The sequence below is a fragment of the Microbacterium sp. RD1 genome (assembly GCF_052220165.1).
Lineage (GTDB): Bacteria > Actinomycetota > Actinomycetes > Actinomycetales > Microbacteriaceae > Microbacterium.
On the sequence record NZ_JBQPOL010000001.1, the window covers coordinates 1539460 to 1564630 of the forward strand.

Consider the following 25171-nt stretch of genomic DNA (forward strand, 5'->3'; position numbering starts at 1 on the left):
GTCATGAGCGAATATGCCGTCGTGAACCCCGCTACGGGGGAGAAGCTCGCCGAGTACGACACCCTGACCGACGCCGGTGTCGAGGGCGCGATCGCCGCCGCCACCGACGCTTACCGTTCCTGGTCGCGCACGCCCGTGGACGAGCGGGCCGCGGCGATCCGCCGCGTCGCCGAACTCCACCGCGAGCGACGCGAGCACCTCGCCGCCCTGATCGTCCGCGAGATGGGCAAGCCGCTGGAGGCGGCGCTCGGAGAGGTCGACTTCGCCGCCGACATCACCGAGTTCTACGCCGACCACATCGATCGGATCACCGGCGATCAGCCTCTGGACATCCTCGGCGAGGGGACGGCTGTCATCCGTCGCTCCGCGCTCGGACCGCTCCTGGGCATCATGCCGTGGAACTTCCCGTATTACCAGGTGGCGCGGTTCGCGGCGCCGAACCTCGCGGTGGGGAACACCGTCCTGCTCAAGCACGCCCCGCAGTGCCCCGAGTCGGCCGAGGCGCTGCAGCTGATCTACCGCGACGCCGGCCTCCCCGAGGGTGCCTACGTCAACGTCCGCATCACGAACGACCAGGCGGCCGCCATCATCGCCGACCGACGCGTGCAGGGCGTATCGGTGACCGGCTCGGAGCGGGCGGGCGCCGCCGTGGCCGAGGTGGCGGGGCGCCACCTCAAGAAGGTCGCTCTCGAGCTGGGCGGGTCCGATCCGTTCCTCCTGCTGTCGACCGACGATCTCGACGCGGCCGTGCAGTCGGCGGTCGACGCGCGCCTGGACAACACCGGGCAGTCGTGCAACGCCGCCAAGCGGTTCATCGTCGTCGACGAGCTGTACGACGCCTTCCTCGAGAGGTTCACCGCGCGGATGTCGGCGGCGACGGTCGGCGACCCGCTGGCGGAGGACACCGTCCTCGGTCCGCTGTCGTCCGAAGCGGCCGCCGAGCGGCTCGCCGAGCAGGTCGAACGCGCGGTGGCCCAGGGCGCGAAGCTCGTGACGGGAGGCACGCGCGACGGCGCCTTCTTCGCCCCGACGGTGCTCACCGGCGTGACGAGCGACATGGACGCGTACGGCGAGGAGTTCTTCGGCCCGGTCGGTGTCGTCTACCGCGTCTCCGGTGAGGACGAGGCGATCGCCGTGGCGAACGGGACGGGGTTCGGCCTCGGCTCCTACGTGTTCACCACCGACCCGGAGCAGGCGGAGCGCGTCGCCGACCGCATCGAGGCCGGCATGGTCTACGTCAACGTCGTGCTCGCGGACTCTCCCGAGCTTCCCTTCGGCGGCGTCAAGCGCAGCGGCACCGGGCGCGAGCTGGGGCTCCTCGGCGCCGACGAGTTCGTCAACAAGAAGCTCATCCGCATCGCCTGATGGCGCTCCCGCCTGACGCCTCGCCCCTGGATGACGACCTCGTCATCCAGGCGATGGTGTCGGGCATCCGCCGGCGGCGCCGCCGTCGCCGAGCATGGATCGCGGGAGGCGTCGTCGCCGCGGTGCTGATCGCGGCGGGTGCGACCGCGGGGATCGCGTGGTGGGTGACGGACGCCCGCGAGCGTGCGCTCGCCGAGAGGGCGGTGACCTCGGCGCAGCAGGCGGTCGTCACCGCGGCGGTGGAGGCGACCGCCGAGGTCTCGGCGCAGATCGACAGCCAGAAGGCCGCCTACCGCAGCGCCGTGGCGGTGTGGCAGTCCGCCGAGCAGACCGCGGCGAGCTTTCAGGGCGAGAACACGGCAGCCACCGCCTCGGCGCCGAACCCCGGCGGTGCGTCGATGCCGGGGGGTGACGCCGATGCTCGGGCGCTCCTGGACGGCATCGGGGGCGCGGCGGTGCAGATCGTGTACGACGGCGGCCCGCAGAACTGCGGATACTCCGCGGCCGACGAGAACTTCTTCCTCGCCCTCGGCGGGTGCTACGACAGCCGATTCCGCAACACGGTCTTCCTCGCGTGGGACAGCGGGGCGCGACGATCGGACATCTGGCCGATCTTCGTCCACGAGGCCATGCACTGGTATCAGTGGGACCGCTTCTCGACGTACTTCGCCGCGGCCGACGGTGTCGGGGTGGGACAGGACGCCTATCGGACCCAGATCGAGTCGGATGCGAGCTGTCGTGCGGTCGTGCAGCACGGCGTCCCCGCCTCCGCCTACGAGGGGTCGAGCGCGCCGTGCGATGTCGCCGGATGGCACGAGAACTGGCTGGTCGAGCAGCTCGCGGGGCTCGGCGTTCCGACGGCCGCTCCCGATCCCGAGGCCTTCGAAGTGCGGGAGGTGACGCGGCCATGAGCTCCCTCAGACGTGGAGCGCTCGCCCTCGCCCTGGCGCTGTGCGGCGTGCTCGCCACCGGCTGCGCCCCCGGGCCGTCGCCCGAGGTCGTCACCGATCGTGCCCGAGGACTTTTCGACGGCCTGGTCGGGGACCTCTCCGCCGTCGACCCCGGCGTGCTCCGCAGCGTGGAGATCACGCCGGCGTCGGAGGAGGCGTGCGGGGACGAGGAGCAGCCGGGCGTCCAGACGTCCTTCGTCGCCACCGGCACGCTGTCGATCACGGCGGAGGACGACGCCGGCCGCACGATCCTCGACGCCCTGTCCGACGATCTCGACGACGAGGAGTGGGATCGTATCCGCACGTCGGAGGACGGTCAGGACGCCTGGGCATCCGAGGACGGGATCGTCATCACCACCACGCTGGCCTCGCCCGCCATCGTGGTGGCGGTGTTCACGTCGTGCCGCGCCTGAGACGGCCCGGGCCCGCCGTCTCGTTCGCGAGGCCCTGGGCGATGACGTAGACTCGCTGTGCAGTAGAAGTCTGCATTCTTTCGCCGTGCCCGCCGGTCGGGCCGACCCCTTTCGGATGAGTCACGGTGGCGGAGTGCGGGCACCCGAGGCCCTCGCGGTCTCTAGGGCGGTAGCTCAATTGGCAGAGCAGCGGTCTCCAAAACCGCAGGTTGCAGGTTCGATTCCTGTCCGCCCTGCGCGCCGGCGCATGCTGGCACACGGAAGGCAACTCAGGTGGGTTCGATGGTCCAGGATGAGCCGAACGGCGAGCTCGTCGCCAAGCGCGACGCAGCGCGTGAGAAGAAGCCGAACTTCTTCGTGCGCATCGCCGTCTTCGTCCGTCAGGTCTTCGCGGAGCTTCGCAAGGTCGTCACCCCGACCCGCTCGGAGCTGCTGAAGTTCACGGCGGTCGTCCTCGGCTTCGTCGTCGTCATGATGGCGCTGGTGTACGGCCTGGACGTGCTGTTCGTGTGGGTCACCACCGCCGTGTTCGGCGTTCCGGGCGGCGCGACCCCCTGAGCTGCGCCGTGCGCGCTTGCGGGCGCCGAGAACGCCCGCACCATCAACGGAAGAGATCATCAAGTGTCTGAAAGATATGTCGACGACGCCGACTGGGCGACCGCGGCCGAGCAGTCCAGCGAGGACGACGAGGCCCAGGAGGGCAACATCCTCGCCTCGGAGGACCGTGCCAACTCCGCCGCCGAGCACAACGCGGTCCACGTCGTCGATGACGACGAGGACGAGTCGTTCGACGACGACATCGACGTCGACGACCCCGAAGCCGACGCGATCGTCAACGACGCGCTGACCATCGATGAGGCCGCAGAGGCCGAGGCCGCGGCCGAGGTGCTGACGGACTCCCTGGCCGACGAAGAAGCCGAGCGAGCTGCCGAGGAGGCTGACGACGTGACCCCGTACGACGGACCGGATGTCAACGGCGATGAGGACGAGCCCGTGCTCGACCGCCGATTCGTCGAGGAGGTCGAGGAGGCCGAAGGCGTCGTCGACGAGGTCGAGGCATCCGTCGATCCCGCCACCGCCGCCGAGGAGCCGGAGGGTTTCGACCCGACCGTGAACCCCGATGACGAGGAGTCGGACGAGGACCCGTACGAGGCGTTCCGCCAGGACCTGCGGATGCTGCCGGGCAAGTGGTACGTCATCCACTCCTACGCCGGGTTCGAGCGCAAGGTGAAGGCCAACATCGAGCAGCGCAAGTCCACGCTCGAGGTCGAGGACGACATCTACCAGGTCGAGGTCCCGATGGAGGACGTCGTCGAGATCAAGAACGGCCAGCGCAAGATGGTCACGCGCGTGCGCATCCCCGGCTACGTGCTGGTGCGCATGGAACTCAACGAGGACACCTGGTCGGTCGTTCGTCACACGCCCGGTGTCACCGGGTTCGTCGGCAACGCGCACAATCCCACGCCGCTGCGCTTCGAAGAGGCCTTCAACATGCTGAAGTCGCTCGTCGAGGTCAAGGAGGTCGCCCCCGCCAAGGCGGGCGCCGCCAAGGGCGCGGCGACGCAGGCCCGCAGCATCCCGGCCGAGGTCGACTTCGAGATCGGCGAGACGATCACGATCAAGGAGGGCTCGTTCGCGGGTCTTCCCGGTTCGATCAGCGAGATCAAGCCCGAGAGCGGCAAGCTCACGGTGCTCGTGTCGCTGTTCGAGCGCGAGACTCCGGTCGAGCTGTCGTTCGACCAGGTCACGAAGCTCTGACATCCGTCGAGGAACGCCCCGCTCGGCTCCGGCCGGCGGGGCGTTCCTCGTTCCCGGTGCCGGGAGGCGCTGCGCATCCGGCTACCCTCTCCTGAGCCGCTTCGGAAGGAACCCTTATGCACGACGACATCGCGCTGACCGCCGGTCGCGCCACTCGCGTCCTGCGCGAGCGGATCCTGCCCGCCGTGTACTCGCACAGCGCCCCGCTCACCGTCGAGGCCCACCCGCTCCCCGGCGAGCCGGTCCCGCCGGCGGAGGGTCTCGCGCTGGAGTACATGCCCTACGAGGTGGGAACGCCCTGGGGACCGGCGTGGAGCACGACGTGGTTCCGCCTCACCGGCGCGGTGCCGGCAGAGTGGCGAGGCCGCCGGGTGGAGGCGCACATCGATCTCGGGTTCGACGTCAACATGCCCGGCTTCCAGTGCGAGGGACTGATCTACCGCGCCGACGGAACACCGGTGAAGTCGATCAACCCGCGCAATCAGTGGGCTCTCGTCGCGGAGTCGGCGGACGGCGGCGAAGAGGTCACGCTCTTCCTCGAGGCGGCGGCCAATCCCGTGCTGCTGGACTACCACCCCTTCCTCCCGACGGACGAAGGCGACATCCTCACGTCGTCGCCGAATCCGCTCTACACGACGCGGCGCATGGACCTGGCCGTCTTCGAACAGGAGGTGCACGAGCTGGCCCTCGACGTCGACGTGCTCCTGGAGCTGCAGGCCGAGCTCGGCGAGGGGCCGCGGCGGATGCGCATCCTCCAGGCCCTCGACGACGCGCTGGACGTGCTCGACCTGCAGGACGTCGCCGGGACGGCCGCGGTCGCGCGCGCCGAGCTCGCCGAGGTGCTCGCCTCGCCGGCCGAGCCGTCGGCGCACGAGGTGTGGGCCGTCGGGCACGCGCACATCGACTCCGCGTGGCTGTGGCCGGTGCGCGAGACGATCCGCAAGGTCGCACGCACGGCGGCGTCGATGACCGAGCTGATCGACGAGACCGACGACTTCATCTACGGCATGTCCAGTGCCCAGCAGTACGCCTGGCTCAAGGAGCACCGGCCCGAGGTGTACGCGCGCGTGCGCGCGGCCGTCGCCGGTGGCAGGTTCCTCCCGCTCGGCGGCATGTGGGTGGAATCCGACACCGTGATGCCGCACGGCGAGTCGCTCGTCCGCCAGTTCCGCTACGGCCAGCGGTTCTTCGAAGAGGAGTTCGGCATCCGCTCGCGGGGCGTGTGGCTCCCCGACAGCTTCGGCTACTCCCCGGCGCTTCCGCAGCTCGTCCGCCGCGCCGGCTTCGAGTGGTTCTTCACGCAGAAGATCTCGTGGAACCAGGTGAACAAGTTCCCGCACCACACCTTCCTGTGGGAGGGCATCGACGGCTCGCGGACGTTCGCGCACTTCCCGCCGATGGACACCTACAACTCGCGTCTGTCCGCCGCCGAGCTCGCTCTCGCATCGCGCCAGTTCCGGGAGAACCGGCGCGCCACCGGGTCGATCGCGCCGGTGGGGTGGGGCGACGGCGGCGGCGGGACGACGCGCGAGATGACGGGGCGGGCCCGCCGGTTCGCCGACCTCGAGGGCGCGCCGCGGGTGTCGTGGCAGCATCCGGACGCCTTCTTCGAGACGGCCCGCGCCGAGATCGCCGATCCGCCGGTGTGGGTGGGGGAGCTCTACCTCGAGCTGCACCGGGGGACCCTGACCTCGCAGCACCAGACGAAGCAGGGGAACCGGCGGAGCGAACACCTCCTCCTGGAGGCGGAGGCGTGGTGGGCGACGGCGGCCGTCCGCACCGGGGCGGACTATCCGTACGACGAGATCGACGCGCTGTGGAAGCAGGTGCTGCTCATGCAGTTCCACGACATCCTGCCGGGGACGTCCATCGGATGGGTGCATCGCGAGGCCGTCGCCGAGTACGCGCGCATCCGCACTGCTGCCGAGGACCTCATCGCCCGCGCACTCGCGCTCCTCGTCGGCGACGGGGCGACGCCGTTGGTCGCCAACGCCGCTCCCGTGCCGGTCGCGGGTGTCGTCTCGCGCGGCGCGGCCGCCGCGGCCCCTTCGCGCGACGCCGCGAAGCTGATCGAGCGCGACGATTCGTTCGTGCTCGACAACGGCGTGGTGCGGATCATCGTCGACGACCGCGGCCTCGTGGCCTCGGCGATCGACCTCGCCACCGGCCGCGAGGCGATCGCCGACGGCGGCGCGGGCAACCTGCTGCAGCTGCATCAGGACTTCCCGAACATGTGGGACGCGTGGGACGTCGACCGGTACTACCGCAATGCGGTCACCGATCTCGTCGCCGTCGACGCCATCACGCCGCTGCGGGAGGACGACGGTCGCGTCGGCGTGCAGGTGACGCGGTCCTTCGGTGCGTCCTCGGTGACTCAGCGGCTCACCCTCGCGCCGGGTGCACGCACGCTCGTCATCGATCAGGAGACCGACTGGCACGAGACGGAGAAGTTCCTGAAGGTGGCCTTCCCCCTCGATGTGCGCGCGGAGCACACGGTCGCCGAGACGCAGTTCGGAGCCCACCGTCGCGTCACTCACACCAACACCTCGTGGGAAGCGGCGAAGTTCGAGACGTCGATGCACCGGTTCGTGCTGGTGGAGGAGCCCGGCTTCGGCGTCGCGCTGGTGAACGATTCGAGCTACGGCTACGACACGGCACGGACGGCGGGCGAGGAGGGCGTCTCCACGACCGTGCGGCTCTCGCTCCTGCGCGCGCCGCGCTTCCCCGATCCGCAGACCGATCAGGGTCTTCAGTCACACCGCTACGGGCTCGTCGTGGGGACCGACCTCGCCGGTGCGACAGCGGAGGGCGTCGCGCTGAACATGCCGGCGCGCAGCGTCCGCGGCGCGGCGGGCTTCGCGCCGCTCGTGGCCGCCGACGACGGCGTGCAGGTCTCGTCGGTCGCCCTCGCCGCCGACCGCTCCGGCGACGTCGTAGTGCGCCTCTACGAGCCGACCGGCGCACGCGTCTCCGCCGTGGTGCGCTTCGGGATGCCGGTCGGGCGGGTGCGCGAGGTGTCACTCCTCGAAGACGACCTTCGCGACGTGCCCGCCGCCGACGGAGCCGTCACCGTCCGGCTGGGCGGATTCGAGGTGCGGACGCTCCGGGTGACCCCGGCCTGACCTGGCCGGGCCGCCCGGAGCCGCGTATACTTGTGGGGTTGTCCGTTCTCGGACGACGCACACCCCCACCACTGCCAGGATCCGCCTGGTTCGTGGAAGCGCGCCATCCGGCGCACGAAAGTAAGGAAAGAACATGGCACCGAAGAAGAAGGTGACCGGCCTGATCAAGCTCCAGATCAACGCCGGCGCCGCCAACCCGGCGCCGCCGATCGGCCCCGCGCTCGGTCAGCATGGCGTCAACATCATGGAGTTCTGCAAGGCGTACAACGCCGCGACCGAGTCGCAGCGCGGCAACGTCATCCCCGTGGAGATCACCGTCTACGAGGACCGCAGCTTCACGTTCATCCTGAAGACCCCGCCCGCCGCCGAGCTGATCAAGAAGGCCGCCGGCGTCGCGAAGGGCTCGAAGACCCCGCAGTCGGCCAAGGTGGGCAAGCTCACCAAGGAGCAGGTGCGTCAGATCGCCGAGACCAAGCAGCCCGACCTGAACGCGAACGACATCGAGGCCGCAGCGAAGATCATCGCCGGCACCGCCCGTTCCATGGGCATCACGGTCGAGAGCTGAGGGGGAGAGTAATCATGGCTACCAAGTCCAAGGCATTCCGCGCCGCAGCGGAGAAGATCGCGCCCGACACGTTCTACACCCCGAGCGAGGCCGTCGCCCTCGCCAAGGAGACCGGCTCGGCGAAGTTCGACTCGACCGTCGAGGTCGCGCTGAAGCTCTCCGTCGACCCGCGCAAGGCCGACCAGATGGTCCGCGGCACCGTCATCCTGCCCCACGGCACGGGTAAGACGGCGCGCGTCATCGTGTTCGCGACCGGCCCCGCGGCGGAGGCCGCGATCGCCGCCGGCGCCGATGAGGTCGGTGGCGCCGAGCTCATCGAGAAGGTCGCCGGCGGATACACGTCGTTCGACGCCGCCGTGTCGACCCCCGAGCTCATGGGCCAGGTCGGTCGCCTCGGTAAGGTGCTGGGCCCCCGCGGCCTCATGCCGAACCCGAAGACCGGCACCGTGACCCCCAACCCGGCCAAAGCCGTCGAGGAGATCAAGGGCGGAAAGATCGAGTTCCGCGTCGACAAGCACGCCAACGTGCACTTCGTCGTCGGCAAGGCCTCCTTCACTGCCGAGCAGCTCGACGAGAACCTCAATGCCGCGCTCGAGGAGATCGTTCGGCTGAAGCCGTCGAGCTCGAAGGGCCGCTACATCCAGAAGGGCGCGGTGTCGACGACGTTCGGTCCCGGCATCCCGCTGGACGTCAACGCCATCGCCTGACACCTGTCCGGTACGAAGGGCCCCGCCTCCGGGCGGGGCCCTTCGTCGTGCGTGCCGCGGTAACGAGCGGTAACGCGCCGGCCCCCGCCCCGCGGATGCTGTGATGTACTCGATCGTCCCCTTCCCCACCCCGTTCGTCAGGATCTCCATGCCCACCGCTCGTCGCCTCTCCGCCCTCGCTCTCGCCCTCGGGACCGCTCTCACCCTCGCCGCGTGCGGCAGCAGCGGCTCGTCATCCGGAGCAGCCCCCTCCGCCGGCGACGACTTCGACCTCGTGAGCGCCGGCACGCTCACGGTCGCCACCGAAGGCACCTACCGCCCCTTCACGTTCCATGACGCGTCGGGCGATCTCGTCGGCTTCGACGTCGAGATCGCCGAAGCCGTCGCCGACAAGCTGGGCCTGGACGTGAAGTTCCAGGAGACGCAGTGGGACGCCATCTTCGCCGGCCTGGATGCGGGGCGGTTCGACGTGATCGCCAACCAGGTGTCGATCAATCCCGAGCGCGAGGAGAAGTACCTCTTCAGCGAGCCGTACACCGTCTCGCCGGGCGTGATCGTGGTCCCCGAGGACGACGACTCCATCTCGAGTTTCGACGACCTCGCCGGAAAGACCACCGCCCAGTCGCTCACGAGCAACTGGTACGAGCTGGCCACCGAGGCCGGCGCGAACGTCGAAGCCGTCGAGGGCTGGGCGCAGGCCGTGGCGCTCCTGCAGCAGGGCCGCGTCGACGCGACAGTCAACGACAATCTCACCTTTCTGGACTACGAGAAGAACGAGGGGCCGACGGGGCTGAAGATCGCCGCGGAGACGGATGACCCCGCGTACAACGCGTTCGCGTTCACCCGGGACAAGCAGGCCCTCGTCGAAGCCGTCGACGCCGCTCTGGCCGAGCTTCGCGAAGAGGGTGTGCTGGCTGAGATCAGCGAGAAGTACTTCGGGGCGGATGTCACCCAGTAGCGGCGATCCCCGCGACGCGGCAGGGTGGCGCCATGGGTGAGACCTGGACGCTCGTCGTCGACTCCTTCTGGCCGTTGCTGCTGGCCGGGCTGACCGGGACCATCCCGCTCGCCCTCGCGTCGTTCGCGATCGGTCTGGTCCTCGCGCTCGCAGTGGCGCTCCTGCGGCTCTCGCGCAACCCCGTCCTGTCGGCGGCCGCGCGGTTCTACGTCTCGGTCATCCGGGGCACGCCGCTGCTGGTGCAGCTGTTCGTGATCTTCTACGGGCTCCCCACGATCGGCGTCGTCATCGACCCCTGGCCGGCGGCCATCATCGCGTTCTCGCTGAACGTCGGCGGCTACGCCGCCGAGGTCATCCGCGCGGCGATCCTGTCCGTCCCGCAGGGGCAGTGGGAGGCTGCGCACACCGTGGGCTTGTCGCCCACGAAGACGCTCACCCGAATCGTGCTGCCGCAGGCCGCGCGCGTGTCGGTGCCGCCCCTGTCGAACACGTTCATCTCGCTGGTGAAGGACACCTCGCTCGCATCGCTCATCCTCGTGACGGAGCTCTTCCGCGTGGCGCAGAACATCGCCGCCTTCTCGTACGAGTTCCTGGTCATCTACTCCGAGGCGGCGCTCATCTACTGGCTCTTCTGCCTTGTCCTGTCCACCGGGCAGAGCGCCCTCGAGAGGAGGCTCGATCGCTATGTCGCTCACTGAGACGCCGCTCCTCGAGGTACGCGGGATCACGAAGAGCTTCGGATCGCAGACCGTCGTCGACGGCGTGGACTTCACCGTGCGTCGCGGCGAGGTCGTCGTCCTCATCGGACCGAGCGGGTCGGGGAAGACCACGGTGCTGCGATGCCTCAACGGCCTGGCGACCCCCGACAGCGGCACGCTGACATTCGACGGCGGGCCCTCGCTCGACTTCGCGGCGCCTCCGGCGAAGGCTGATCTGCGGGCGCTCCGCGACCGGTCGGCGATGGTGTTCCAGCATCACAACCTCTTCCCGCATCTCACGGTGCTCCAGAACGTCACGGAGGGTCCGGTCTCCGCGCACGGCGTCCCCCGCGCGGAAGCGGTCGCCCGCGCGGAGGCGTTGCTCGCGCGATTCGGGCTCGCCGACAAGCGCGACGTCTATCCGTTCCAGCTGTCCGGCGGGCAGCAGCAGCGCGTCGGCATCGTCCGCGCTCTCGCGCTCTCGCCCGACCTGTTGCTGTTCGACGAGCCCACCAGTGCGCTGGACCCCGAGCTCGTGGGGGAGGTGCTCATCGTCCTGCGGGAGCTCGCTCGCGAGGGATGGACCATGGTGGTGGTCACCCACGAGCTGGGCTTCGCCCGACAGGTGGCGGATGAGGTGCTGTTCTTCGACGAAGGGCGGATCCTCGAGCGCGGTGCACCCGCTCAGTTGTTCACGAACCCCGCGCACGATCGCACCCGCCGCTTCGTCGACCGGATCCTCCGGCCTCTTCAGGACTGACCGGCCCGGCGTCAGGCGCCGTCGGCGAGGAGGTTGTCGCGGCAGATCCCGAGCAGCGTCAGCAGGCGCGACTGATCGGCGGCCGAGAGACCGAGGACGAGCGCATCCGCCACCCCCACCACGGCCTCGTGGGCCGCCCCGATGGCGTCGTCGCCCGCGCGGGTCAGCATCGTGCCCCGCTCCCGCCGCGGGCCTGGCTCGTCGGCCCGCTCGACGAGGCCCCGCTTGTCGAGCCCCTGGAGCAGCACGTTCATCGACTGCCGCGACACGAACACGCGGCGGGCCAGCTCGGATGCCGTGATCCCCGGAAGGTTCTGAAGCCACTGCAGGCACGCGTACTGCGGGACGCTCAGCCCCAGCGGTCGGAGGGCGTCGTCCATGCGTGAATGCAGGACCGACTGCGTCTCCTTGATCAGCAGACCCAACTGCTCGGGGGCGGACGACTCCGTTTCCATGTCAACAGCTTGACATACTCCGGGATTTATGTCAGGATATTGACACTGAAAGAAGGAGATGCGCCATGACCGAGAAGACGATCGCCCTCGACTTCGTGTCGTTCCAAGTGCGCGACGTGGAGACGTCGGCGCGGTTCTACGAGCAGACGCTGGGCCTCACGCGCGTGCCGACACCGAATCCGGAAGCGGCGGTGTTCAGCGCGGGGGCGACGACATTCGCCGTTCGCGCGCCCCTCCCGGGCACGGATCTCGACGCGATCCCGCAGCCCGGAGCCGGCGTCGCCGTGTGGTTCGGCTCCGACGACGCGGGGCGCCTCCACGCCCGGCTCGCGGCCGAAGGCGTCCCCATCGTCCAGGAGCCCTTCGCGGGGCCTTTCGGGGTGCAGTTCGCCTTCCGCGACCCCGACGGGTACGTCGTCACGGTGCACACGCGCGCCTGACCTCGCCCGGCCGCGCGTGGGCGGCAGACTGGGGACCGTGACCGCGCTCCTCATCCGAAACGCCCGTCTGTGGTCGGCCGGCTTCCTCGCAGGCGATGCGGTCGCCATCCGGGACGGACGGATCGCGGCGATCGGCGACGCGGCGGAGATCTCGATCCGCGGCGCCGACGAGCTCGACGCGCGAGGGGGCCTCGTCACCCCCGGCTTCGTCGACGCCCATCTGCACCTGGGGATCGCGGCCGTCGACGCCGTCCGCTGCGACGTCACCGGGATGGCCGGCATCACCGACGTGGCCGCCCGCGTCCGGGAGTTCGCCGCCGCGTCCGAGGCGGCGTGGGTCGTCGGCGGCGGATGGGAGCCCACGCTCTTCCCGCCGTCCGGGCCCACCGCATCCGCACTCGACGCGCTCGTCCCGGATCGGCCGGCCTTCCTCCTCAACGTCGACCACCACGGCGCGTGGGTGAACTCCGCGGCGCTTCGGCTCGCGGGCATCGACGCGACGACTCCCGATCCCGCAGACGGAAGGATCGAACGGCTGCCGGACGGCACGCCGAGCGGGATGCTCCACGAGGGGGCCGCGCAGCTCGTGGCACGCATCCTCCCGCCGCCCGATCTCGCCGCCCTCGCCGGGGCGCTCGCCCGGCGTTCTGCAGACCTGCACGCGGTCGGGATCACCGGTTGGCAGGAGGCGGCCCTCGGCGAGTACGGCGGACTTCCCGACTTCACGGCGGCCTACCATCGCGCCCTGGGTGCCGGCGCGCTCCGCGGCCGCGCGACAGGGGCGATCTGGGTGCCGCGGGACCTGGACGAGGACGGCATCGACGCATTCGTGGCGCACTGCGTGCAGCGGCGGGAGGACAACCGCGCGGCCGGCTTTCCCACCGGCACGGCGAAGCTCATGCTCGACGGCATCGTCGAGAGCCGCACGGCGGCCGTCCTCGCCCCCTACCTCGACGGCGGGGAGGGACTGTCGTACTTCTCGCCGTCGATCGTCGAGCGGCTCATTCCCGCGCTGAACGCCGCGAGGATCGCCGTCCACGTGCACGCCATCGGCGACCGCGCGACCCGCATCGCGCTCGACGGCTTCGCCCGCGCCGCCGAGCCCGATCGGGCGCGCGTGCGCAATCACATCGCGCATCTCCAGCTCATCGATCCTGCCGACATCCCTCGCTTCTCCGCGCTCGGGGTGACCGCGAACGTGCAGCCGTTCTGGGCGTGCGAGACGGCCTTGATGCGGGAGCAGACCCTCCCCGCGCTCGGACGCGAGCGCGTCTCCCGGATGTACGCTTTCGCCGCCCTGCGTGATGCCGGCGCCGCGCTCGCGATGGGTTCCGACTGGCCGGTGTCGAGCCTCGACCCGTGGCAGGGCATCGCCGTCGGCGTGACGCGGCGGCCGGCGGGGGAGCCGGATGCGACGCCCCTGGGCCCGGCGCAGGCGCTGCCCCTGGCCGTGGCCCTCGAGGCGTACACCCGCGGGTCGGCCGTGCTCCTCGGACTCGAGGGAGGCGGGGAGCTGCGGGTCGGGTCACCCGCCGACCTCGCGATCGCCGACCGGGATCCGTTCGGCGTCCCCGTCGAGGAGCTCGCGGGCACCCGCAACGCGGCCACCGTGCTGGCGGGCGAGATCGTCTTCGGGGGCTGAGCCGGCTCACGCCGTGGGCAGCACTCGGAACCCGGGGTTTCCGGCGGCCGGCACGTCGGTGACGACGACCTCGTCCACTCGCGCGCCGGGAGGCCCCTCGTGGAGGAAAGCGAGCGCCGCGTCGACGGCATCGCCGGAGCCTTCGATCTCGGCCTCGACCGTGCCGTCGGCGCGGTTGCGCACCCATCCGGTGAGCCCCAGCTCGTCGGCGCGCGCCTGAGCGGTGTATCGATACCCGACGCCCTGCACCCGGCCCCGGACTCTCACGTGGACGCGTCTCATCCCTCCATGGTGCCTCGCGGATCGCCGGGCGTGCTCATCCAGGGAGCACCAGACTGACGGCCAGGGCGATCATCACGACCGCGATCGCGCCGTCGAGGATGCGCCACGCCCTCGGCGTCGCGAGCCAGCGGCTCAGATAGCGGGCGCCGAGCGCGAGGCCGAAGAACCACAGAACGCTCGCGCTCATCGCCCCCGCTGCGAAGATCCATCGGGCGTCGCCGTGCGTGCTGGCCACCGATCCCAGGAGGAACACCGTGTCGAGGTAGACGTGCGGATTAAGCCACGTCAGCGCGAGGCACGTCAGCAGCACCGGGGTGAGGCGTGTGCGGGTCGCGGTCGCGCCCGCGCGGGTCGCGACGCCGTCCGCGCCGCCGGGGCGCACCACGAGCCCGTCACCCGTCGGCCGCCAAGCGCGACGGGCGGCGAGCAGGCCGTACCCCGCGAGGAACAGCGCACCCGCCCAGCGCACGACAACGATCAGCCACGGCACCGCCTGGAGCACGAGTCCCAGCCCCGACACCCCGAGCGCGATCAATGCGGCATCCGACGCCGCACACACCGCGGCCACGACGACGACGTGCTCGCGCCGAAGGCCCTGTCTGAGGACGAAGAGGTTCTGCGCGCCGATGGCGACGATGAGGGAGAGGCCCAGGCCGAGGCCGGCGGCGAGCGAGGCGAGCACACTGCGACGGTACGGAGCATCCGACCTTCAGTCCAGTTCAAGATTCTTGCGTAGCATTAGCATTGCTGCATGTCGATCCCGCTCGATCTCGCCCGAACCCTGGCCGTCGTGGTCGACGAAGGGACGCTCGACGCCGCTGCTCGGAGGCTTCACGTCACCCCGTCGGCGGTGAGCCAGCGGCTGAGGACGCTGGAAGACCGGCTCGGGCGGGTTCTGCTGGTGCGCACCAAGCCCGCTCGGGCCACCGAGGCAGGCCTCGCCGTCGTGCGGCTGGCGCGCCAGCTCGACCTGCTCGAGCACGACGTGTGGGAGGCGGTCGGCGGTGGCGGCGGCGCCGCCGTGATCCCGCTCGCCGTCAACGCCGACTCGCTCGCGACGTGGTTCCTCCCGCCCCTCGCGCGGGTCGCGGAGCGCCGCGCGGTCGGTTTCGAGCTGCATCGCGATGATCAGGACTTCACGGCGGCTCTCCTGGAATCCGGCACGGTGATGGGCGCCGTCACGTCGCGCGAGGCGCCGGTGGCCGGATGCCGCGTGCAGACGCTGGGCACTCTCCGATACGAGGCCGTCGCCGGTTCCGCCTTCGCCGAGCGCTGGTTCGGGCGCGGCGTCGACGTCGAGTCGCTGAGGGTTGCGCCGGTGGTGGACTTCGACCGGCGCGACGACCTGCAGTCGCAATGGCTCGCTGCGCGGGGCGTCACGGACTCACCGCCCCGCCACCTCGTGCCCGCATCCGCTGATTTCGCCGCGGCCGTCCGTCTCGGCCTCGGGTGGGGGCTCCTGCCGCGCTTCCAGTCGGACGAGGCGCTGCGCTCGGGTGCGCTGGTGCTCCTCGGCGGGCCGCCGGTGGACGTGCCGTTGTACTGGCAGCAGTGGAATCTCACGTCGCCGCTGTTGGCGGAGGTCGCCGAGGAGGTGGTGGCCGAGGGACGGCGGGTGTTGACGCCGGTCAGTCCCCGCTGACCTGCAGCACGATCTTGCCGCGCGCGTGCCCCGCTTCGATCTCGGCGTGCGCGGCTGCTGCCTCCCGGAGGTCGTACACCCGATCGATGTAGACCTGCACCGATCCCGAGTCCAGCAGCCGCGCGATCGTCGCGAGGGTGCCGCCGTCCGGGATGACGGCGTACCCGGTGGCGCGCACGCCGGCGGCCGCGGCGTCTTCGGCCAGCCCCGGCCAGCCGCTCGTCGGCGCCTCGATGAGGAGGCCCCCCGGTCGCAGCACCGCGAGCGAGCGGGTGCCCGTGTCGGTGTCGCCGTTGCCGACGAGGTCGATTACGACGTCGACCGGCGCGCTCACCTCTTCGAAGCGGTGCTCCGCGTGGTCGATCACGACGGCGGCACCGAGCTCCCGGAGCCACTCGGCGTTGCGGGCGGATGCCGTGGCGGTCACGTGCGCGCCGAAATAAGCGGCGAACTGCACGGCGAAGTGGCCCACGCCGCCGCTGCCGGCGTGGATGAGGATCCGCTGCCCCTCGTGGGCGAGCGCCGTCTCCACCACGAGCCCCCACGCCGTGAGCGCCGCGAGCGGCACTCCGGCGGCCTCGACGTGCGAGAGCGCGGCGGGCTTGCGGGCAAGCGACAGCGACGGCGCGACGACGTACTCCGCATACGAGCCCGGGGTGCGGGGGAAGGCTGCCATCCCGAAGACCTCGGTGCCGGGAGGGAAGGGATGCGACGCGTACGGCGCCTTCACGACGACGCCGCTGAAGTCGAACCCGAGGGTCGTCGGGTAGCCGCCGAGCGCGGGAGACAGCCCGTCTCCCGCGCGCGTGCGGACGTCGATGCGGTTGACGCCGGCGGCGACCACGCGCACCAGCACCTCGCTGAGCACGGGGGAGGGCACGGCCACCTCACCGATGCGCAGCACGGCGGCGTCGCCGGGGGCGTCGACGACGATGGCGCGCATCCGCGCGGGCGGATCGGCGGGAGCGGCGACCAGTGTCGCAGTCGGGGAGGACTCGGGGCGCAGCGGCCGGAATCTCATCCGTCGCTCCTTCCGTGCGGTCGGCGATGGCAGCACGTGCCGTGGGACGCTGACCAGTCAATCCGAGCTATGTCTCGACGGTGTTACGCGAGTGTTCCTGTGTCGAGAAGCCGGGCTCGCCCGCGGCGTCCGGGGCCGTCCCCGCGGCCAGGGCCTGCAGCAGCGACGCCGCATGGCGGATGTCGGGGACCGACCAGTCCACCAGCGCCTGGCCGAGGCGTCCCATATGCGGGGCGCGCGCGATCTCCAGGCGCTCCAGACCGAGGGGGGTGGCAGAGATGACGCGGGATCGCCGGTCGGCCGGATCGGAGGTCCGCTCGACGAACCCGAGGGTTTCCAGCTCGCTCACGCTGCGACTGAGCAGACCCTTGTCGGCGCGGAGGCGCTCGCCGAGCGATGACAGGGTGACAGGTCCGACGCGGGCGATCATCGAGAACACCTTGAAGGTGCCGGGCAGCATCCCCGGGCTCGCCGCCTCCGCCGTCTGGGCGATGAGGGTGCGGAAGACGCCGATCAGTTCGGCGAACGACCCCTCGAGCGCGCGGATGGCCTCCGCGCGCTCGCCTCCGGCGTCCGGGTGATCGGGCGCCGGAGGCGATGCGGTCGAGGTCATGTCACTCATCCTGCCCGGTGCCGGCCGCGCGGCGCCCGCCGCGACCGGAGTCGGCGGCGGTCGGAATCGATCCGGTCGCCGCCAGCGCCGCCATGCCCTCCTCCGTCGACACGGTGGCGAAGTCCGCTTCGCTCGCCGCGATGCGCTCCGCCGTCGTCATCCGGGTCAGGGGGCGGTTGGGGAGGAACAGGATCGCGATGAGCGCGATGATCGCCAGCGGCACGGCCACGAGGAACGCGGCCGCGATGCCCTGGGCGTAGACGTCTTCATAGATGAACCGGATGACCTCGGGCAGCGTCGACACCTGCGGGAGTGTGCTCGAGGTCAACTGCTCGGCCACCGCCGGAGCATCCGCCCCCAGGGTGGCGACGGCAGCGCCGATCTCGGTCTTTCGGTCCGCGAAGAGGGTGGGAACCATGGCGGCGACCACGGCCCCCATCACCGACACTCCCACCGTGCCCCCCAGACTCCGGAAGAAGGTCACCCCCGAGCTGGCGACGCCCATCATCGTGGGATCCGCGGAGTTCTGGACGACCAGCACGAGGTTCTGCATCGTCATGCCCACGCCGGCACCGAGGAGCGCCATGTAGATCGCGACGAGGACGAACGGGGTGTCGTAATGGATCGTGGCCAGAAGCGACGACCCGGCGATCAGCAGGACAGCACCGAGCACGAGAAACGACTTCCACTTGCCGAAGCGCGTGATGAGCGCGCCGACGACGATGGAGGCCACGAGCAGGCCGGCGATCATCGGGATCGTGAGGAGCCCGGCCTCGGTCGGGGTCGCGCCGCGGGCGAGCTGCATGTACTGGCTGAGGTACACCGAGGTGCCGAACATCGCCAGGCCCGTGGAGATCGAGGCCACGGTGGCCAGGGTGAACGTCGCGTCGCGGAAGAGGCGCAGCGGCACCAGCGGCTCGGCCACCTTGAGCTCGACGACGATGAAGAGGATGGTAGCCAGGACCGCGCCGCCGACCATGAACGCCGTCTCGACGCTCGCCCACTCGTACGAGTGCCCGGCGTTGGTGATCCACAGCAGCAGCAGCGACACGGCCGTGGACAGCAGGACGATCCCCAGGTAGTCGATGCGCACGCGGCGCGGCGGGTGCTTGGGGAGGTGGAGCGTGCGCTGCATGATGATGAGCGCGGCCACGGCGAAGGGCAGGGCGACGAAGAAGTTCCAGCGCCAGCCGAGGGAGTCGGTGATGACGCCGCCCAGGAGCGGGCCGCCGACGGTCGCCACCGCCATGACGGCACCGAACAGGCCCATGTAGCGGCCGCGCTCGCGCGGGCTGATGATGTCGGCCATGATCACCTGGCTGAGCGCCGCGAGGCCGCCCGCTCCCAGGCCCTGCACGGCGCGGAAGGCGATGAGCATCTCGGAGTTCTGCGAGAACCCGGCCGCGGCGGTCGCCAGGACGAACAGGGCGATCGCGAGCTGGATGAGCAGCTTCCGGTTGAACAGGTCGGCGAGCTTTCCCCAGATCGGCGTCGAGATCGCCGTGGTCAGAAGCGTCGCGGTGACGACCCAGGTGTACACGTTCTGGTCGCCGGAGAGATCGTGCACGATGACCGGCAGCGACGTCGAGACGACCGTGGAGGCGAGCATCGACACGAACATGCCGAGGAGCAGCCCGATGAGGGCGGGGAGGACGCGACGGGTTGACGTCGGCGCCGGGGTTTCGGTGGCCATACAGGGCCTTTCGCGGAGAAGCCGGACCCGCGACGTCATCGGCGCGATAGTTGATGAAGATCAACTATACGACGATTGGTTGACTTCCGTCAACTATCTTCACTCGGCCAGCGCGAGGGCGCGGAACCTCTCGCGCGGCTGCGCCGGCACGCTGTCGCGGCGGGCGAGGGTCGTCCGGCGGTGCAGCTCGTCGATGAGGGCCGTGGCGAGGCCGACGAGCGTCGCGATCTCCTTCTCGTCGCGATCCACCCACTGGCAGCGCGGTTCGTCACCCACCGGCACGAAGCCGTCGTGCTCCTCCCACGCCACGAGGGTGCGCTCGGCGCCGAGGACGTGCTGCTGCCACCACACCTGGCGGAGGTAGGTGCGAGGGATGCTCCGCCAGCTCTTGTTCGTGGTCTTGATCTCGGCGAGCACAACCCGGCCCGCCGCATCCACCGTCACGCCGTCGGGGGTGGCGAGGTGGCGCGGCTCGACGACGGCGTGGAAGAGCGCGGACGAGGGGGAGATGCCGTGCGTGGCGGCCACCCATGCGGCGATCTCGGGCTCGCGGCGGCGGCCGTGCGCCGTGTAGGCGTTACCGGAGAATCCCGAGCCCTGCAGCTTCGCGTCGGCGGCGCGGGGGATGGCTCGAGCGCTCGTGAGGGTCGCGACATCCGTCGCCGTGATGCCGCGCGAGCGCGCCCGCACCCACGCGACGCGATCGCGGGAATCGGCAACGATGCGTGCCGCGAGCTCGGGGCTGCGGGCGCAAAGCTCGGGGGACATGCCTCCGACCCTAACCCCGTCGCTCCCGGCCGCCCGCGCAACCCGCCGCCGCCCGTGCCCCTGCGCCGAACGCATATGGCATTCACCAGCGCACACCGGATTCCGGCGAACGACGTATGCGTTCGCATGCACGATGTGCGCTCGCGGACAGGCCCACCCTCCTCCCCAGGTGTGCCGGGACGGACGGGCTCCACAGAATCGCGCTGCGGGCCACGCGGTGGGTGTCGATGCCGCCAGCGTGAGGGCATGACCCGCCACCTCCTGCTGCCCGAGCTCGACACCGCGCTGCTCTCTCGTCACGATCTTGTGCGATCAGGGATGACGGACGAAGCCATCGCGCGGGCGGTCGAGCGGGGCGACCTGGTGCGCGTTCGTCGCGGCTGGTTCATGGACGCGCGAGACCATCGAGAGCTCTGGCCGGAGTCGCGTCACCGGGCGGAGGTACTCGCGGTCACCCGGGAGATGCGTGGCGGGACCGCCGTGGTATCCCACGTCTCGGCGGCCGTGTTGTGGGACCTTCCGCTCTACCGCACGACGCCGAGCCGCGTTCATGTCACGGTGAGCGGGGGCCTTGCTGCACCGAGCACTCCGAGCGTCTTCCGTCACCGCGACACGCTTGAAGACTCGGATGTGACGACGATCCGCGGCATCCGATGCACAACGCTGGAGCGCACGGTGTGGGATGTCCTTCGCACCGCCTCCCTCGAGGCGGCGGTGGCCTGCGCGGATGCCGCGCTGCGGCTCACTGCCGTCACCGACCGTGCCGTCGACGAGGAACGCGCAGGGCTTTGGCGACAGGCTCTGCGCGACCGCGCCGGGCAGAGCGTCGGCGCACGCGGGGCCCGCCAGGCGCGATGGGTCATCGAGTTCGCCGACGGGTTGGCGGAGCTTCCCGGCGAGAGCGTCAGCCGGCTTCATCTGCATCGACTCGGCTTCCCGGCGCCGCGATTGCAGGTTCGGGTGCCCGGGCCGGCAGGCCGCGACTACTGGGTGGATTTCGGATTCGACGAGATCGGGGCATTCGGTGAGTTCGACGGAGTGGGTAAGTACCTGGAATTGGCGCTGCGCAGCGGTCGTACGGTGGAGCAGGTGATGCTGGACGAAAAGCGACGAGAGGACTGGATCCGCGGCACGACGCAGCGTCGCCTCGCGCGTTGGGGCTCGGAGCACATCGGCACTCCCGAGGTGCTCGGGCAGCGCCTCGCCGGGTTCGGGATCCGCCCTCCGCGCGGGTGATGCGCGTCATCCGTTCGCGAGCGCACATCCCGTTCGCGAGGGCATACGCAATGCCGGCGAAGAAGATGTGCGCTCGCGCACTCAATGTGCGGTCGCGGGAAAAGGGGCCGGGATTTTGCGACACCGGGAGGGGGCGCGTAGAGTGGGGGTAAGCCAAAGACCGCCGGTCATCGGCGTGCGCGCAAGCGCACCCGATCGAAGCTCTGCGAATGCAGGGGCCCGCGCAGGTGTACGAACGAAAGTCCCGAATCGGGAACCGAGCTCCGTGCGCATGCGCCGGAGCTCTTCTGCTTTCCGGGGTGGGGAATCCGGATGCTGCGGCCCGGCGCCCCGTCACTGCGGCGCGTCTCGTACACACAAGGAGTGGCCATGGCGCAGAAGGATGCATCGGTCGCCGAGCTCACGAAGAACTTCGAGGACTCGACCGCCGTTCTGCTGACCGAGTACCGCGGTCTGACGGTTGCCCAGCTCAAGGAGCTGCGCAACAGCATTCGTCAGGACGCGGAGTACGCCGTGGTGAAGAACACGCTGACCAAGATCGCCGCGAGCAACGCCGGTGTGACGGGTCTGGATGACGAGCTCAAGGGCCCGTCCGCCATCGCCTTCGTGCACGGTGACCCTGTCACCGTCGCCAAGGGCCTGCGCGCCTTCGCCAAGGCTAATCCTCTTCTCGTGATCAAGGGCGGCTACTTCGATGGCGCCGCTCTGACCGCGGATGAGGTCAACAAGCTCGCCGATCTCGAGAGCCGTGAAGTCCTGCTGGCGAAGCTCGCCGGTGCGATGAAGGCCTCGCTGACCAAGGCGGCATACGTCTTCAACGCGCTCCCGTCGAAGGCCGTTCGCACGGTCGACGCGCTGCGCGAGAAGCAGGAGTCCGCGGCCTGACATCGGGTCCCGGCGTAGTACAACCCCAATCAAGGAGATACATCATGGCAAAGCTCAGCACTGAGGAGCTGCTCGACGCGTTCAAGGAGCTCACGCTCATCGAGCTCAGCGAGTTCGTGAAGGCCTTCGAGGAGACCTTCGACGTCACCGCGGCCGCTCCGGTCGCCGTGGCCGCTGCCGGCGCTCCCGCCGGTGGTGCCCCCGCCGAAGAGGAAGAGGTCAAGGACTCCTTCGACGTCATCCTCGAGACCGTGGGCGACAAGAAGATCCAGGTCATCAAGGTCGTCCGCGAGCTCACCTCGCTCGGCCTCGGCGACGCCAAGGCGCTCGTCGACGGCGCGCCCAAGCCCGTGCTCGAAGGCGCCAACAAGGACGCCGCCGACAAGGCCAAGGCCGCCCTCGAAGAGGCCGGCGCTTCGGTGACCCTGAAGTAACACCTCGCGAAGAGAAAAGGACCCCGGATGCCTCGGCATCCGGGGTCCTTTCGCGTCGAGGGCGTCAGCTGCGGCTGAGGCCGGTGTCCGAGACGGCGACCGACATGGCCGGATGCACCGGCGCGGTGGAGCTGCGCACGACGAGGCGGGCCTGCAGCCGCCGGTCCTCGCGCGTGACCTCGGGGTCGCCGATGGCGCGGACGAGCATGTCCACCGCTGCGCGTCCCTGCTCCCGCGGGATCTGCTCGAGGGTGGTGAGCGCGAACATGTCCGCGTACTCGTGGTCGTCGATACCCACCACGCTCAGCTCGCTGGGCACCGCGATCGCGAGGCGACGCGCGGCGATGATCGCCCCGATGGCGACCTCGTCGCACGCCGCCACGATCGCGGTGGGCCGCTCGCGCGCTTCGCTGAGGAGATCGACGGCGGCGGCGTATCCGCCGGGCATCGTGACATCAGCCCTCACATGGCGGGCAGCGTCGTCGAGCCCGGCGTCGGCCATCGCCTGCTGGTATCCGCGCAGGCGCAGGCGATCGACGTGCTCCCAGTGCGCCGCCGCGGCGTCGCCGCCGAGGAAGACGATCGCGCGGTGGCCGAGTGCGAGCAGATGCTCTGTCGCGCGCCGCGCGGCCTGCACGTCGTCGATGGCGACGACGCTGGAGTGCTCCGGCTCGCCGACGACGCTGACGACGGGTCGGCCGAGGCGTTCCAGACATGCCGTCTCGGCGTCCGAGGGCTCGAGCCCCACGACGATGAGCCCGTCGAAGCGACGCCGCGGGAGGAAGTCCTCGACGATGCGGCGGCGATCCGCGGTGCCGGGCGGGGCGGTGTACAGAGTGAGGTCGAGGTCGCGCTCGAGGAGCGCCGATTGCACGCCCGCGAGCACCTCGGCGAAGAACCATCGCGACACCGTGGGCATCAGCACTCCGACCGTCTGCATCCGCCCGGTCGCCAGACTCACGGCGCTCGTGGTGGGGACGTAGCCGATCGACGCGGCCGCCTCCGCCACCCGCAGCCGGGTGTCCTCGGACACGTAGCCGCTCCCGGTGAGGGCGCGGCTCGCGGTGGACTTGGAGACGCCCGCCAGGCGCGCGACGTCGGCGATGCCTCCCATGCGTCTCCGTCCTCGCCGACAGCGGTGGTCCCGGTCACACAGTAATGGGGGAGCGCCAAAAGTGGAACCGGTTGCGATCCGGTAACAATGGCGGGAACCGCTCCCAGGCGAGCGGGAGAGCGCTCCCAAAGTGTGGTTATGTACTCGTGATCAATCAACGTTGTGCGTAGCGCGGATGTCCAATAGCGTGTCCTGGAATCGGTTCCCTACGGGACCGCGCACCACACGTGACTCGAAGAGGAGGAACCACATGGGCATGTCACAGCACCGTCGCCTACTGGCGCCGTTGGCCCTGGTCGGCGTGGCCGGCATCGCGCTCGCGGGCTGTTCGGGCGGGCCGGGATCGTCGACGGGCGGCGGAGGCGGCGGCGAAGAGAACGTCGTGACCGTCTACGGCACGATCGCCGACACCGAAGCAGAGCTGCTCGAAGAATCCTGGGCTGACTGGGAGGAAGAGAACGGCATCGACATCGAGTACGAATCCTCGAAGGAGTTCGAGGCGCAGATCGCGGTTCGCGCGCAGGGCGGCAACGCCCCCGACCTGGCGATCTTCCCGCAGCCCGGTCTCATGAGCGACATCGCCGCGCAGGGCTTCCTCAAGCCCGTTCCCGACGCGGTGCAGGCCAACATCGACGAGGGCTGGAGCGAGGACTGGGCTCAGTACGGCCAGTACGACGGCACGCAGTACGGCGCGCCGCTGATGGCCAGCGTCAAGGGCTGGATCTGGTACTCACCCGCCCAGTTCGCCGAGAACGGGTGGGAGATCCCGACCGACTGGCAGGGGATGCTGGATCTGACCACGCAAGCGCAGTCCACGCTGGGCACCGCCCCCTGGTGCGTCGCGTTCGGCTCGGATGCGGCCACCGGATGGCCCGGCACCGACTGGATCGAAGACATCGTCCTGCGTCAATCGGGCCCCGAGGTCTACGACCAGTGGGTCGCCAACGAGGTGCCCTTCACCGACCCGCAGATCGCCTCGGCGTTCGACGAGTTCGGCAAGATCGCTCTCGACCCGAACTACGTCAACGCGGGCTTCGGGGGCACGGACACCATCGTGACGACGCCCTTCGGTGACGCCGCCACCGCCCTGGCGGACGGCACGTGCGCGCTGCACCACCAGGCCTCGTTCTTCGACGGCTTCATCACCGACGCCGGCGCGACCGTCGCTCCCGATGGAGACATCTGGGCGTTCCTCATGCCGCCGTTCGAGGCCGGCTCCGAGGGCAACGTGGTCACCGGCGGCGGCGAGATCGTGGCAGCCTTCAGCGACGACGAGGCGACGCAGAAGGTGCAGGAGTACCTCTCCAGCGCCGACTGGGCAAACTCGCGCGTCAGCCTCGGCGGTGTGATCTCGGCGAACAAGGGTCTCGACCCGGAGAACGCTTCCAGCGACATCCTCACCGAGGCCATCACGATCCTGCAGGACCCGGAGACGACGTTCCGCTTCGACGCGTCCGACCTCATGCCTTCGGCCGTGGGTGCGGGCACGTTCTGGAAGGGGATGAACGACTTCGTGAACGGCACGCCGACGGCGACCGTGCTCGAGCAGATCGAATCCGGCTGGCCCTCCAGCTGACCGTTGTCCGTGATGGGGTCGTCCGCATGATGCGGGCGGCCCCGTCGCAGACTTCCCGGGTCCCCCTCGAGTCC

26 protein-coding genes and 1 tRNA gene are annotated in these 25171 nt (G+C 70.2%); 19 read left to right on the forward strand and 8 right to left on the reverse strand.

Annotation, left to right across the window (positions count from 1 at the left end; all coding sequences use genetic code 11):
• The first annotated feature begins 3 nt into the window (after positions 1-3).
• The 12 genes from ACTU3I_RS07470 to ACTU3I_RS07525 all read left to right on the forward strand — a co-directional run bounded on the left by ACTU3I_RS07470 (position 4) and on the right by ACTU3I_RS07525 (position 11296).
• On the forward strand, positions 4-1365 hold the full coding sequence (locus ACTU3I_RS07470) for an NAD-dependent succinate-semialdehyde dehydrogenase (RefSeq protein ID WP_442925029.1): 1362 nt from the start codon (positions 4-6) through the stop codon (positions 1363-1365).
• Positions 1365-2276, forward strand: a complete 912-nt coding sequence (locus ACTU3I_RS07475; protein WP_442925030.1) for a hypothetical protein — start codon at positions 1365-1367, stop codon at positions 2274-2276. The genes ACTU3I_RS07470 and ACTU3I_RS07475 overlap by 1 nt, the downstream gene beginning before the upstream one ends.
• Positions 2273-2728, forward strand: coding sequence for a hypothetical protein (locus ACTU3I_RS07480; RefSeq protein ID WP_442925031.1), 456 nt, complete (start codon positions 2273-2275; stop codon positions 2726-2728). Before ACTU3I_RS07475 ends, ACTU3I_RS07480 begins: the two co-directional genes overlap by 4 nt.
• A gap of 163 nt (positions 2729-2891) precedes the next feature.
• Positions 2892-2964: transfer RNA gene (locus ACTU3I_RS07485), tRNA-Trp, on the forward strand.
• A gap of 46 nt (positions 2965-3010) precedes the next feature.
• Positions 3011-3286, forward strand: coding sequence for a preprotein translocase subunit SecE (secE, locus tag ACTU3I_RS07490; protein ID WP_442925032.1), 276 nt, complete (start codon positions 3011-3013; stop codon positions 3284-3286).
• Between the two features lie 63 nt (positions 3287-3349).
• Positions 3350-4486 (forward strand): transcription termination/antitermination protein NusG, encoded by a 1137-nt coding sequence (gene nusG / locus ACTU3I_RS07495; protein ID WP_442925033.1) that lies wholly within the window; start codon positions 3350-3352, stop codon positions 4484-4486.
• Between the two features lie 116 nt (positions 4487-4602).
• Positions 4603-7608 (forward strand): alpha-mannosidase, encoded by a 3006-nt coding sequence (locus ACTU3I_RS07500; RefSeq protein WP_442925034.1) that lies wholly within the window; start codon positions 4603-4605, stop codon positions 7606-7608.
• 133 nt (positions 7609-7741) lie between these two features.
• A complete protein-coding gene (gene rplK / locus ACTU3I_RS07505) occupies positions 7742-8173 on the forward strand; it encodes a 50S ribosomal protein L11 (RefSeq protein ID WP_442925035.1) in 432 nt (143 codons plus the stop codon).
• 14 nt (positions 8174-8187) lie between these two features.
• Positions 8188-8880, forward strand: a complete 693-nt coding sequence (gene rplA / locus ACTU3I_RS07510; RefSeq protein WP_442925036.1) for a 50S ribosomal protein L1 — start codon at positions 8188-8190, stop codon at positions 8878-8880.
• A 103-nt stretch (positions 8881-8983) separates the two neighbouring features.
• The gene (locus tag ACTU3I_RS07515) at positions 8984-9838 is read left to right on the forward strand and encodes an amino acid ABC transporter substrate-binding protein (protein ID WP_442925037.1); all 855 of its coding nucleotides are present in this window, start codon (positions 8984-8986) and stop codon (positions 9836-9838) included.
• A gap of 32 nt (positions 9839-9870) precedes the next feature.
• Entirely contained in the window at positions 9871-10536 is a 666-nt protein-coding gene (locus ACTU3I_RS07520; RefSeq protein ID WP_442925038.1) for an amino acid ABC transporter permease, read from the forward strand.
• On the forward strand, positions 10523-11296 hold the full coding sequence (locus tag ACTU3I_RS07525) for an amino acid ABC transporter ATP-binding protein (protein ID WP_442925039.1): 774 nt from the start codon (positions 10523-10525) through the stop codon (positions 11294-11296). The genes ACTU3I_RS07520 and ACTU3I_RS07525 overlap by 14 nt, the downstream gene beginning before the upstream one ends.
• An 11-nt stretch (positions 11297-11307) precedes the next feature.
• Here ACTU3I_RS07525 and ACTU3I_RS07530 read toward each other — a convergent pair whose 3' ends face one another.
• The gene (locus ACTU3I_RS07530) at positions 11308-11751 is read right to left on the reverse strand and encodes a MarR family winged helix-turn-helix transcriptional regulator (RefSeq protein ID WP_442925040.1); all 444 of its coding nucleotides are present in this window, start codon (positions 11749-11751) and stop codon (positions 11308-11310) included.
• Positions 11752-11816: 65 nt separating this feature from the next.
• On the opposite strand from ACTU3I_RS07530, the gene ACTU3I_RS07535 reads away from it, so the two are divergent.
• Both ACTU3I_RS07535 and ACTU3I_RS07540 read left to right on the forward strand, forming a co-directional pair.
• Positions 11817-12191, forward strand: coding sequence for a VOC family protein (locus tag ACTU3I_RS07535; RefSeq protein ID WP_442925041.1), 375 nt, complete (start codon positions 11817-11819; stop codon positions 12189-12191).
• Positions 12192-12228: 37 nt separating this feature from the next.
• The gene (locus ACTU3I_RS07540; RefSeq protein WP_442925042.1) at positions 12229-13833 is read left to right on the forward strand and encodes an amidohydrolase; all 1605 of its coding nucleotides are present in this window, start codon (positions 12229-12231) and stop codon (positions 13831-13833) included.
• Between the two features lie 6 nt (positions 13834-13839).
• Here ACTU3I_RS07540 and ACTU3I_RS07545 read toward each other — a convergent pair whose 3' ends face one another.
• Both ACTU3I_RS07545 and ACTU3I_RS07550 read right to left on the reverse strand, forming a co-directional pair.
• On the reverse strand, positions 13840-14115 hold the full coding sequence (locus tag ACTU3I_RS07545; protein WP_442925043.1) for an acylphosphatase: 276 nt from the start codon (positions 14113-14115) through the stop codon (positions 13840-13842).
• 34 nt (positions 14116-14149) lie between these two features.
• Entirely contained in the window at positions 14150-14797 is a 648-nt protein-coding gene (locus tag ACTU3I_RS07550) for a LysE/ArgO family amino acid transporter (protein WP_442925044.1), read from the reverse strand.
• A gap of 69 nt (positions 14798-14866) precedes the next feature.
• On the opposite strand from ACTU3I_RS07550, the gene ACTU3I_RS07555 reads away from it, so the two are divergent.
• Positions 14867-15757 (forward strand): LysR family transcriptional regulator ArgP, encoded by an 891-nt coding sequence (locus ACTU3I_RS07555; RefSeq protein ID WP_442925045.1) that lies wholly within the window; start codon positions 14867-14869, stop codon positions 15755-15757.
• Here the strand turns inward: ACTU3I_RS07555 and ACTU3I_RS07560 are convergent.
• From ACTU3I_RS07560 to ACTU3I_RS07575, 4 genes are all read right to left on the reverse strand, one after another.
• Positions 15744-16778 carry an NADP-dependent oxidoreductase gene (locus ACTU3I_RS07560; protein WP_442925046.1) on the reverse strand — a complete coding sequence of 345 codons (1035 nt, stop codon included), beginning with the start codon at positions 16776-16778 and terminating at the stop codon, positions 15744-15746. The two genes, ACTU3I_RS07555 and ACTU3I_RS07560, sit on opposite strands and share 14 nt — an antisense overlap.
• A 67-nt stretch (positions 16779-16845) precedes the next feature.
• Positions 16846-17391: a MarR family winged helix-turn-helix transcriptional regulator gene (locus ACTU3I_RS07565; RefSeq protein ID WP_442925047.1), complete on the reverse strand. Its 546-nt coding sequence runs from the start codon at positions 17389-17391 to the stop codon at positions 16846-16848.
• Position 17392: 1 nt separating this feature from the next.
• Complete coding sequence (locus tag ACTU3I_RS07570; RefSeq protein WP_442925048.1) at positions 17393-19084, reverse strand: MDR family MFS transporter; 1692 nt, start codon at positions 19082-19084, stop codon at positions 17393-17395.
• A 99-nt stretch (positions 19085-19183) separates the two neighbouring features.
• Positions 19184-19852 carry a YqaJ viral recombinase family protein gene (locus ACTU3I_RS07575; protein WP_442925049.1) on the reverse strand — a complete coding sequence of 223 codons (669 nt, stop codon included), beginning with the start codon at positions 19850-19852 and terminating at the stop codon, positions 19184-19186.
• A 246-nt stretch (positions 19853-20098) separates the two neighbouring features.
• On the opposite strand from ACTU3I_RS07575, the gene ACTU3I_RS07580 reads away from it, so the two are divergent.
• The 3 genes from ACTU3I_RS07580 (at position 20099) to rplL (ending at position 22407) form a co-directional block, all read left to right on the forward strand.
• Entirely contained in the window at positions 20099-21088 is a 990-nt protein-coding gene (locus tag ACTU3I_RS07580) for a type IV toxin-antitoxin system AbiEi family antitoxin domain-containing protein (protein ID WP_442925050.1), read from the forward strand.
• 369 nt (positions 21089-21457) lie between these two features.
• A complete protein-coding gene (gene rplJ / locus ACTU3I_RS07585) occupies positions 21458-21973 on the forward strand; it encodes a 50S ribosomal protein L10 (RefSeq protein WP_442925051.1) in 516 nt (171 codons plus the stop codon).
• A 44-nt stretch (positions 21974-22017) separates the two neighbouring features.
• Complete coding sequence (gene rplL / locus ACTU3I_RS07590; RefSeq protein ID WP_442925052.1) at positions 22018-22407, forward strand: 50S ribosomal protein L7/L12; 390 nt, start codon at positions 22018-22020, stop codon at positions 22405-22407.
• 64 nt (positions 22408-22471) lie between these two features.
• Here rplL and ACTU3I_RS07595 read toward each other — a convergent pair whose 3' ends face one another.
• A complete protein-coding gene (locus ACTU3I_RS07595) occupies positions 22472-23521 on the reverse strand; it encodes a LacI family DNA-binding transcriptional regulator (RefSeq protein ID WP_442925053.1) in 1050 nt (349 codons plus the stop codon).
• 250 nt (positions 23522-23771) lie between these two features.
• On the opposite strand from ACTU3I_RS07595, the gene ACTU3I_RS07600 reads away from it, so the two are divergent.
• A complete protein-coding gene (locus tag ACTU3I_RS07600; protein WP_442925054.1) occupies positions 23772-25097 on the forward strand; it encodes an ABC transporter substrate-binding protein in 1326 nt (441 codons plus the stop codon).
• Positions 25098-25171 lie beyond the last annotated feature (74 nt).